Source organism: Eikenella sp. HMSC061C02, assembly GCF_001809035.1.
Taxonomy (GTDB): Bacteria; Pseudomonadota; Gammaproteobacteria; order Burkholderiales; family Neisseriaceae; genus Eikenella; species Eikenella corrodens.
Genome location: NZ_KV795559.1, coordinates 44,630 through 54,483, shown reverse-complemented (window position 1 = coordinate 54,483; position 9,854 = coordinate 44,630). Strand labels below are relative to the sequence as shown.

Annotated in this window: 9 protein-coding genes; 5 read left to right on the top strand and 4 right to left on the bottom strand. The window is 53.7% G+C overall.

Features of this window, described 5'->3' with window-relative positions; genetic code table 11:
• Nucleotides 1–204: 204 nt before the first annotated feature.
• From HMPREF2541_RS07250 to tehB, 5 genes are all read left to right on the top strand, one after another.
• Nucleotides 205–642 carry an MliC family protein gene (locus tag HMPREF2541_RS07250; RefSeq protein ID WP_049259451.1) on the top strand — a complete coding sequence of 146 codons (438 nt, stop codon included), beginning with the start codon at nt 205–207 and terminating at the stop codon, nt 640–642.
• 344 nt (nt 643–986) lie between these two features.
• Nucleotides 987–1,673: a tRNA (N6-threonylcarbamoyladenosine(37)-N6)-methyltransferase TrmO gene (tsaA, locus tag HMPREF2541_RS07245; protein WP_070542647.1), complete on the top strand. Its 687-nt coding sequence runs from the start codon at nt 987–989 to the stop codon at nt 1,671–1,673.
• Nucleotides 1,674–2,233: 560 nt separating this feature from the next.
• Nucleotides 2,234–2,728, top strand: coding sequence for a pilin (locus HMPREF2541_RS07240; RefSeq protein WP_070542644.1), 495 nt, complete (start codon nt 2,234–2,236; stop codon nt 2,726–2,728).
• Between the two features lie 69 nt (nt 2,729–2,797).
• A complete protein-coding gene (locus HMPREF2541_RS07235) occupies nt 2,798–3,277 on the top strand; it encodes a pilin (protein ID WP_070542641.1) in 480 nt (159 codons plus the stop codon).
• Between the two features lie 156 nt (nt 3,278–3,433).
• A complete protein-coding gene (gene tehB, locus HMPREF2541_RS07230; protein WP_070542638.1) occupies nt 3,434–4,297 on the top strand; it encodes a tellurite resistance methyltransferase TehB in 864 nt (287 codons plus the stop codon).
• 81 nt (nt 4,298–4,378) lie between these two features.
• Here tehB and HMPREF2541_RS07225 read toward each other — a convergent pair whose 3' ends face one another.
• From HMPREF2541_RS07225 to HMPREF2541_RS12410, 4 genes are all read right to left on the bottom strand, one after another.
• Nucleotides 4,379–6,250: an ABC transporter ATP-binding protein gene (locus tag HMPREF2541_RS07225; protein WP_070542635.1), complete on the bottom strand. Its 1,872-nt coding sequence runs from the start codon at nt 6,248–6,250 to the stop codon at nt 4,379–4,381.
• A 579-nt stretch (nt 6,251–6,829) separates the two neighbouring features.
• Nucleotides 6,830–7,324 carry a winged helix-turn-helix transcriptional regulator gene (locus tag HMPREF2541_RS07215; protein WP_070542633.1) on the bottom strand — a complete coding sequence of 165 codons (495 nt, stop codon included), beginning with the start codon at nt 7,322–7,324 and terminating at the stop codon, nt 6,830–6,832.
• Nucleotides 7,325–7,519: 195 nt separating this feature from the next.
• Nucleotides 7,520–9,625, bottom strand: coding sequence for a polyribonucleotide nucleotidyltransferase (gene pnp, locus HMPREF2541_RS07210; protein ID WP_049258275.1), 2,106 nt, complete (start codon nt 9,623–9,625; stop codon nt 7,520–7,522).
• Nucleotides 9,626–9,635: 10 nt separating this feature from the next.
• Nucleotides 9,636–9,854, bottom strand: a 219-nt coding sequence (locus tag HMPREF2541_RS12410) for a hypothetical protein (RefSeq protein WP_210387149.1), incomplete at its 5' end; no start/stop codon positions are given.

Below are 9,854 nucleotides of genomic sequence, written 5' to 3'. Positions count from 1 at the left end.
CCTGTGGTGTAAACAACGCGCCGATTTACTACACCTAAAGGCTACCTGAAAGCAGCCAAATGCTTTCAGGTAGCCTTTTCACCGGAATAATTTAGATATTGCCGTAAATCTTGGTTAATCCCCCTTTTTATGCCGCACGCTTTGGGCTAAGATGCTCTTGCCGCCGGCTATGGCGGTATTTTCTCATTTTATAGGAAATACACAATGAAAGTACGTACTTGGGCTGTACCGGCCTCTTTGGCTTTGTTGTTGACCGCCTGCGTGGTGAACACCCCGCAAGACGACGGTCACCGTCATCAACATCACCAACGCCATGAAAGCAGCATGCAAGATCCGAGCAACGAGCCGGCTCCGCGCCACGAGCACCGTGGCGAGCGCCGTGCAAGCGTTGAGCGCTTCAGCTGCGAAAACGGCCTGTCTGTAACCGTGCGCCAGCAAGGTACCGACCGCGTGAGCCTGCAGCTTGACGACAAGAGCGCTGTGCTCAACCGCGCCACTTCCGGTTCTGGCGAGCGCTACACCAGTAACCGCGGCCTGTTCGGCAGCGGTGCCGAGTGGCATCGCAAGGGCAATGAAGCTGCGTTCAGCTTCAAAGACCCCTATGGCAACAGCGTAGAAACTGCTTGCCAACGCCAGCAGTAAGCTGATTTCAATTCAACGCCGCATTAGTGAAATCAGGCCGGCAGCCCGGGAATTCCGAGGCTGCCGGTTTTTATTAGGCACAGAAAACGGAGCGGGTAGCACGGCGGAGTGGTGATGCCAACTTGCTGCCTTGCCAAAATCTAATCTCAATCTCACAGAAACTCCGCTTCCTACGGAAACTTCGTTTGAACTACGTTAAACTGACGATTTAGCTTCGCAGCAACTCAGCCTAGTTTTAACTTCGTTGAAGCTTACGCTTTAGCTTCGCAGAAGCTCCGCCTTGGCTATGCCAAGACATCGCTTTCAGGTAGCCTTTTATCTTTTCCTCTAAATCGCCCCAAACCATGCCAGCCACCCACATCCTGCAAACCATTGCCTACGTCCGCTCTCCTTATAAGCAGAAATTCGGCGTACCGCGCCAGCCTGGCTTGGTGCCTTCTGCCCAGGTATGCATCGAATTCCTGCCCGAGTTTTCTGCCGATTGTGTGCGTGGGCTGGAAAGCTTCAGCCATGTCTGGGTGCAGTTTGTGTTTCACGGCGTGGCCGGGGCGGGCTGGCAGCCTTTGGTTCGGCCGCCGCGTTTGGGCGGCAACCGGAAAATGGGCGTATTTGCCACGCGCAGCCCGTTCCGGCCCAATCCGCTGGGACTGTCCCTGCTCAAGCTTGAGCGCATTGAAACCGAGGGCGGAGTGCGGCTGTGGTGCGGCGGGGCGGATTTGCTTGATGGCACGCCTGTGTTAGACATCAAACCTTATCTGCCTTTTGTGGAAGCACAGCCCGATGCCGCCCCAGGCTTCGCCGCCGTTCCGCCCGTACCGCTCGAAGTAGCTTGGGCAGACGAGATAAGCGCAGCATCCCTGCCGCCGCCCATTCGCCTGTTGATTGAACAAAGCATCGCCCAAGACCCGCGTCCGGCTTATCAGGATACGCCACAGCGGGTATATAAGATGGCAGTGGACGATTGGGAAGTGGCATTTCGGATTGAAAACGGAATGGCTTTAATTGAAGCAGTAATGGCGGTGGAAGGCTAAAGGCTACCTGAAAGCTGCGGTACGGCTTGCGTGTGGTTAAAGAGAAATCCTTATGAAGGGACAAGTTGCTACGAAGCGAATTCTTCCTTAATCAAGAGGCGGCATAGTAATGCCGCCTTACCTTATTTTTGCACTAGTGCAGTATTGCCGCACCGATGAAAGTGGATAGATATAGTGGAATGCCAAAAATCGCCGCTTAAAATGGCAGCAACCTAAATTGGCAGGCGATGAAGCCCATAAAATGGCAATCTGTGCAAAATAGCGGGCCAAAAACTGACGATAAATGTCAGTTTTGCAGATTAGCTAGTCGCGCAGAGCAGTCACATAAACCTGTCGCTTAAATCAAAAAACAAATAAAAATAATTTAAAAACATTAAGTTGTGAAATAAATAGAACTATTTTTATATTTTTTGGCATAGCCGTTGCTTTATGTTTCTCGTGGCGACGGCAAACAAGCCTAGCCGGAAATGAAGTTTTTTAGTTGTCTCCTTCTTTTGGTTGAAGTTCCCGGGTCGGAAGATTCGGTTTATTTAAGTTCCATTTTAAACAAGGAAAATGTCATGTTGAAACAAGTACAAAAAGGTTTTACCCTGATCGAGTTGATGATCGTTATCGCCATTATCGGTATTTTGGCTGCTATCGCCCTGCCGTTGTACCAAGACTACATCTCTAAATCTCAGGTAACCCGTGCATACGGCGAATTGGCCGGTACCAAAACCGCTATCGAAGCTGCTCTGTTTGAAGGTCGTACACCGGTATTGGCTGCTGATGCTGCAGCTGGTGCCGCTGTTACCACCCCGAATGAATGGGTGGGTATGCTGAATAACCCGACTTCTAACTTGTTGTCTAAAGCTACTTTGACAGCGGGTACTGGTGCTGATGCTGGTAAAGTTACATTTGTAGGCACTATTGGTGAGAATGCTAATACCAGCATTCATGGTGCTACCATTACCTTGAGCCGTACTCCTGCTGGTGAGTGGAGTTGTACTGTTGCTAAAAACAGCGCAAGTGGTTGGAAAACCAAATTTGTTCCTAGCGGTTGTACCGGTGCTTAATAGGCGCTGAATCCGATTAAAACAGCCACCGTATGGTGGCTGTTTTAATAATGAACTGCGGTGATAAATATGTGTAAACACAAAGGCTTTACTTTGATTGAGCTGATGATTGTGATTGCCATCATCGGCATTTTGGCTGCCATTGCATTGCCATTGTATCAAGATCATATGGCTAAGGCTCAGATTAACCGTGTCTTTTATGAGTTGGGTAGTACTAAGACAGCGGTGGAATCTATTTTGGCGCATGGCGGAATTCCCACTGTTGATCCGAGCCAGGACGGAGTGATGCAGAATGGTAGGAGGTTGGAATTTTTAGGTTTGAACCAAAACCCGAATTCCAATTTAATATTTACTGCATCAGTTGGATTAAATAGCAACCAATTTGAACGGGTCAATGCCACCTTTGGCCGCAATGCTTTGCCACAAATACAGGGTGCAGTAATTAGCTTTGTACGGGATAATCAAGGGCAGTGGACTTGCGAGATAGATAAATCTAATGCCGCATATTGGCCTTCAAAATATACACCTGCCACTTGCGTGACAATTTGATTTATAGAATATTGATAATGGGAGGGTCATCTGTGAGAGGATGGCCTTTTATATTATTTTAGATAGTAGTAATTTACAGTGATTAATTGATTGTTTTCCATGTAGGGTATGGAAATATGGTAAGTGCTCTTTCATGTACACATTAGAGGAGATGCTATGCAATCCGAACTCATCTGCTACAAAACCATGCCGGTATGGGATAAAGCCACTATTCCGGCAGCAGTTTTGTCGCAGCACAACACACAGGTTGGTACCTACGGCAAGCTGCGCGTATTACGCGGGCGGCTGAAGTTTTATGAATTGCAGGAAGACGGCACAGTGCTGGCGGAGCATATTTTGCAGCCGGATTCCGGTGTGTGGACGATTTATCCGCAGGCTTGGCACAAGGTGGAGCCCTTGGATGATGATTTTGCCGTGCAGCTGGAATTTCATTGCGAAAAAGCAGATTATTTCCACAAAAAATACGGCATGACTACCACCCATTCCGCTATCCGCGAGGCGGTGCAAACCGTGCCGCCGTGCAAGACCTTGGATTTAGGCTGTGGGCAGGGGCGCAATGCGCTGTTTTTGAGCTTGGCCGGATATGATGTGCACGCTGTGGACCACAGCCCGGCGGCAGTGGCTTCGGTGCTGGATATGGCTGCGCGCGAACAGTTGCCGCTGCGGGCGGATGCTTACGATATTAACGCCGCTGCTTTGAATGAAGATTACGATTTTATCTTTGCCACAGTGGTGTTTATGTTTCTCCAGGCAGGCCGTGTGCCGGAGATTATTGCCGATATGCAGGCGCATACTCGGCCTGGTGGCTATAACTTGATCGTGTCGGCAATGGATACGGCAGACTACCCCTGCCATATGCCGTTTTCGTTTACATTTAAAGAAGACGAGCTGCGGCAGTATTATGCCGACTGGGAATTGCTGAAATATGAAGAAGCCGTAGGCTCAATGCACGCTACTGATGCGCAAGGAAGGCCAATTCAATTGAAGTTTGTGACGATGTTGGCGAAGAAGCCCGGCTGAATAATTTTGTATTATATGAGAAAGGCTACCTGAAAACTTTCAGGTAGCCTTCTTTTATGTTCGCGCGGCAACTAGCCGGACTTACTCTTTCGCAAGCATCTGCCCAATCTCCGGCTCTTTCACATTGAGGAAACCGCCGCTTTGGTGTGCCCACAGGCTGGCGTAGAGGCCGCCCTTGGCTAAGAGCTCGGCGTGGTTGCCTTCTTCTGCGATGCGGCCTTTATCGAGCACGATGAGGCGATCCATGGCGGCGATGGTGGAGAGTCGGTGGGCGATGGCAATAACGGTTTTGCCTTCCATCATGGTATCGAGGCTTTCTTGGATGGCGGCTTCCACTTCGGAATCGAGCGCGCTGGTGGCTTCATCTAAAAGCAGAATCGGTGCGTCTTTGAGCATCACTCGTGCGATAGCGATGCGCTGGCGCTGGCCGCCGGAAAGCTTCACGCCGCGCTCGCCCACGTGGGCATCGTAGCCTTTGCGGCCTTTGGCATCGGAAAGCTGGGGGATGAATTCGGCGGCTTCGGCACGTCGGGCGGCTTGCAGCATATCTTCTTCGGTGGCGTCGGGGCGGCCGTAGACAATATTGTCGCGCACCGAGCGGTGCAGCAGGCTGGTGTCTTGCGTTACCAAACCGATTTGGGCGCGCAGGCTTTCTTGGGTAACGCTATCGATATTTTGCCCATCGATGCAGATTTGGCCGCTTTGTGGCTCGTAGAAGCGCAACAGCAGGTTCACAATGGTGGACTTGCCCGCGCCGCTGCGGCCGATGAGGCCGACTTTTTCGCCGGGGCGAATGTGCAGGCTGAAACCGTTGAGCAGGGGCTTGCCGGGCTCGTAGGAGAAGTCGATGTGGTTGAAGCAGATTTCGCCTTTGTTCACCAACAGCGGCTTGGCATCGGGCTTATCGAGGATGGTTTGCGGCTTGGAAAGCGTGCCCATGCCGTCGGCCACGGTGCCGATATTCTCAAACAGTCGGGCGGATTCCCACATGATGTATTGCGAGAGCCCGTTCACGCGCAGTGCCATGGCAGTGGCGGTGGCCACTGCGCCCACGCCCACCTGGCCGTTGTGCCACAGCCAAATGCCGAGCACGGCGGTGGAAAGGGTGAGCGCGGTGTTTACTGCGGCGCTGGCACTGTAGAGCAGCGTGGCCAGCCGCATTTGGGCGTGCACGGTTACCATAAATTCCTCCATCGAACGGCGGGCATAATCAGCTTCGCGCGCACCGTGGGAGAAGAGTTTCACCGTGGCGATGTTGGCGTAGGCATCGGTAACGCGACCGGTCATCAGCGAGCGGGCATCGGCCTGGCGGGCGGCGGTTTGGCCGAGCCGGGGAATCAGAAAACGCATCACCAGGCTGAAGCCGATGAGCCAGCCCACGAAAGGCAGCAGCAGCCAGCTATCCAGCGCCACTAGAATCACGCCGGAAGTGATGAAATACACCAGCACATACATCACCATATCGGCGATGGTCATCACCGTATCGCGCACGGCCAGCGCGGTCTGCATCACTTTAGCCGACACGCGGCCGGCAAATTCGTCTTGATAAAAACTAAGCGATTGGCCAAGCATCAGGCGGTGGAAATTCCAGCGCAGGCGCATGGGGAACACGCCCTGCAACACCTGCAGGCGGATAGCGGAAGTGAAAAACGTCCAAATCACCAGCACTACCATCAGCACGCCCATGCCAACGAGCGCCAAGCCTTTTTCGGCAAACAGTGTTTCAGGCGTATAGCGGCCGAGCCAATCAACGATTTTGCCGATAAACTGAAACAGCAAGGCTTCGCCAATGCCGATGCCGCCGGAGAGCAGTGCCAGCAGCACAAGCCAGCCGCGCACGCCTTCGAGATTGCTCCAAATGAAGCCAAACAGCCCGTTGCGAGGGGTTTTCGGCTCGCTGGAGGGATAGGGATCGACGCGGTTTTCAAACCAGGAGAATAAGCGGTTGAACATGGTGTGGTGCTTTATATTTAAAATATGAATTTAGGTTTTAGCTTTGGCCGGGGCTGATGTTTTAACTTTGTTGAAGCTCACGCTTTCAGGTAGCCTGTATGGAGGCTACCTGAAAAATATGGTTGCCCACTTGGTATTCAAGAGCGGCCAAAAAGACGGCTATCATAACAGAAACAGAGGGCTGGGCACAGAACGGGGTTAGGAAGGCAATAGATAGAGAGCGGCGAATTGGCAGCCTCATGTGCAGCATTTTGGACGCAGCTGGCTCGCACATCCAATTATTCAGGCTACCTGAAGCATGGTTTAGCCAAAGAACACCCCGATTGTTTGCAGGTAGCCTCAATCTAGAGACAAGCAATCATGTGTACATCTTGCAAAACTGGTTGTACCGCAGGGCTTCCGTTTTGCGAACCCCAGCAGGTGATGTTGGATGAATTCTTGCGTTCGCAGTGCAGGCTGTTGGGTGAGGTAAGAATGGCGTATTGAGGTAAAAGGCTACCTGAAACTTTAGCTACGCAGAAACTTCGCTGCGCCACGTTTTAACTCCGTTGAAGCTTACGCTTTCAGGTAGCCTTTGGTTTATTCTTCCCAATCTTCCAGCGCCAGCGGCCCGTTTTCCTTCACTTCCTCCATCACCACATAGCTGCGGCTTTCCACGGCGGAGGGTAGTTGCAGCAGGATTTTGCCGAGCATGTCGCGGTAGGCGGACATGTCTTGCAGGCGCACTTTGATCAGGTAGTCGTATTCGCCGGACACAAGGTGGCATTCGAGGATTTGCGGGATTTTCAGCACTTCGCGGCGGAATTCTTCAAAAATATCGCCGGATTTAGAATGCAGTTTGATTTCCACGAACACCAGCAAGCCGTAGCCCAAGCGGGCGGGGTTGAGACGGGCATGGTAGCCGCTGATGTAACCGTCGCGCTCCAATCGGCGCACACGTTCGGTTACGGGGGTGGCGGACAGGCCGACGCGTTCGGCCAGCTCGGTCATGCTCAGGCGGGCATTTTCCTGCAAGAGCTTGAGGATGTGGAGGTCGATGCTGTCGGCTTCTTTGAAGGTGGGGCGGTTGGGCATGGGCTTCTCCTATCATTATCGTGGTTGAAATAAGAATGCTGCTGCGGTGCCTGACCGTACGTGGGAGCCGTCTACAGCCAGTCGCCTCGTTTCATTCTTATTTTAATCCGCTATGAAAGCGCTTCTCTGTAGTTTCAAATAAAGGCTACCTGAAAAGGTTTCAGGTAGCCTTTGCTTTATCTAATCATCCTGCGCTTATTGTTCGCGGGTTTGATCCAGCAGGGCTTTCATGGAAAGGCGAACGCGGCCGCGGTCGTCCACTTCCAGCGCTTTCACACGCACGTTTTGGCCGACTCTGAGGTAGTCGTTCACGTCTTTCACGCGCTCGTGGGCGATTTGGCTGATGTGCACCAGGCCGTCTTTGCCGGGCATCACGGATACGATGGCGCCGACGTTGTTGTCCAAAATCTTAATCACCACGCCGTTGTACACCTGGCCCACTTCCACTTCGGCCGTGATTTCTTCGATGCGTTTGCGGGCGGCTTCCACGGCTTCCACATTCACGGCGGCGATAGTAATGGTGCCGTCGTCTTCAATGTTGATTTCGGTGCCGGTTTCGGCGGTGAGGGCGCGGATGGTTTCGCCGCCTTTACCGATAACGTCGCGGATTTTGTCTTGGTTAATCTTCATGGTGAAGAGGCGCGGGGCGTGCTGCGAGAGCTCCTGCGGGCCGGCCACGGCGGCTTTCATCTGCTCAAGGATGTGCAGGCGGGCTTCTTTGGCCTGTGCCAGGGCGATCTGCATGATTTCTTTGGTGATACCTTGGATTTTGATATCCATCTGCAGGGCGGTGACGCCTTCAGTGGTACCGGCCACTTTGAAGTCCATGTCGCCGAGGTGGTCTTCGTCGCCCAAGATGTCGGTGAGCACGGCGAATTTGTTGCCTTCCAGAATCAAGCCCATGGCAATACCGGCCACATGGGCTTTGAGCGGCACGCCGGCGGAGAGCAGACTCAAGCAGCCGCCGCACACGGAGGCCATGGAAGAAGAGCCGTTGGATTCGGTGATTTCAGACACCACGCGCATGGTGTAGCTGAATTCTTCGGGCGAGGGCAGCACGCCGAGCAGGGCGCGTTTGGCCAGGCGGCCGTGGCCGATTTCGCGGCGTTTGGGCGCGCCCATGCGGCCGCATTCGCCGGTAGAATAGGGCGGGAAGTTGTAGTGCAGCATGAAGCGGTCGGTGTATTCGCCGCTCAAGGCATCAATGATTTGCTCGTCGCGCTGGGTGCCAAGGGTGGCCACGGCCAGGGCTTGGGTTTCGCCACGGGTGAAGAGGGCGGAGCCGTGGGTGCGCGGCAGCACGCCGGTTTGGATGTTGATGGGGCGCACGGTGCGGGTGTCGCGGCCGTCGATGCGCGGCTGGCCGGCCAGAATCTGGCTGCGCACTACATTGGCTTCCAAATGTTTGAAAATGCCTTTGATTTGGTTGGCGGCCAGGGTGTCGGTGTCTTCTGTGATCAGCGCGGCTTCCACAGCGGCCCAGGCTTCGTCCAGCTTGGCGGTGCGCGCCTGTTTTTGGCGGATTTTGAAGGCTTCGGCTATGGTTTGACCGGCAATTTCCTGCACTTTGGCCACCAGAGCGGCATCGGTTTCGGGTGCTTTCCAGTCCCACACTTCGGGGTTGACCGCGTCGGCCAGCTCGTTGATGGCGCGGATAACGGCCTGCATTTCATTGTGGCCGTATACCACGGCGCCGAGCATCACGTCTTCGGGCAGGATTTGGGCTTCGGATTCCACCATCAGCACGGCTTGTGCAGTACCGGCCACCACCAAATCCAGCTGCGATTTGGCCAGCTGGGTTTTGGTCGGGTTCAGCACGTATTCGCCGTTCAGGTAGCCCACGCGGGCGGCACCGATGGGGCCGGCAAAAGGCACGCCGCTCAATACCAACGCGGCAGAGGCGCCGATCATGGCGGGAATGTCGGAATCGATTTCCGGATCAACCGATACCACCGTGGCCACGATTTGGATGTCGTGGAAGAAGCCTTCGGGGAACAGCGGGCGGATGGGGCGGTCAATCAGGCGGCTGGTGAGGATTTCTTTTTCGCTCTGTTTGCCTTCGCGCTTGAAGAAGCCGCCGGGGATTTTGCCTGCGGCATAGGTGCGCTCTAGATAATCCACGGTGAGCGGGAAGAAATCCTGCCCGGCTTTCACTTCTTTGTTAGCAGTAACAGCCACCAGCACCACGGTTTCGCCCATGGATACTTTCACCGCACCTGCAGCCTGGCGGGCGATTTCGCCGGTTTCGATGGTAACGGTGTGCTGGCCGTATTGGAAGGATTTGACGTGTTTGTTAAACATTAGGATTCCTTTAGGAAAAGGCCGCTGCCGCTAAAACACTAAGCATAAGCCCGCACAGACGCAGGCGCATGGTTAGGGTTTCAGACAGGCAGGGCAGGTTGGAAATAAAACAAAGGCTTGAGGCTACCTGAAAGCGCAGCCCGAAACCGGCGCGCATTCTAACACGCTGCCGGGCAGATTGCACTGTATAAACAAGATATAGTGAATTAACAAAAACCAGTACAGCGTT

Coding starts and splice junctions, on each gene's coding strand:
- HMPREF2541_RS07250 (WP_049259451.1), top strand. CDS start 205: ATGAAAGTACGTACTTGGGCTGTACCGGCCTCTTTGGCTTTGTTGTTG.
- tsaA (WP_070542647.1), top strand. CDS start 987: ATGCCAGCCACCCACATCCTGCAAACCATTGCCTACGTCCGCTCTCCT.
- HMPREF2541_RS07240 (WP_070542644.1), top strand. CDS start 2,234: ATGTTGAAACAAGTACAAAAAGGTTTTACCCTGATCGAGTTGATGATC.
- HMPREF2541_RS07235 (WP_070542641.1), top strand. CDS start 2,798: ATGTGTAAACACAAAGGCTTTACTTTGATTGAGCTGATGATTGTGATT.
- tehB (WP_070542638.1), top strand. CDS start 3,434: ATGCAATCCGAACTCATCTGCTACAAAACCATGCCGGTATGGGATAAA.
- HMPREF2541_RS07225 (WP_070542635.1), bottom strand. CDS start 6,250: ATGTTCAACCGCTTATTCTCCTGGTTTGAAAACCGCGTCGATCCCTAT.
- HMPREF2541_RS07215 (WP_070542633.1), bottom strand. CDS start 7,324: ATGCCCAACCGCCCCACCTTCAAAGAAGCCGACAGCATCGACCTCCAC.
- pnp (WP_049258275.1), bottom strand. CDS start 9,625: ATGTTTAACAAACACGTCAAATCCTTCCAATACGGCCAGCACACCGTT.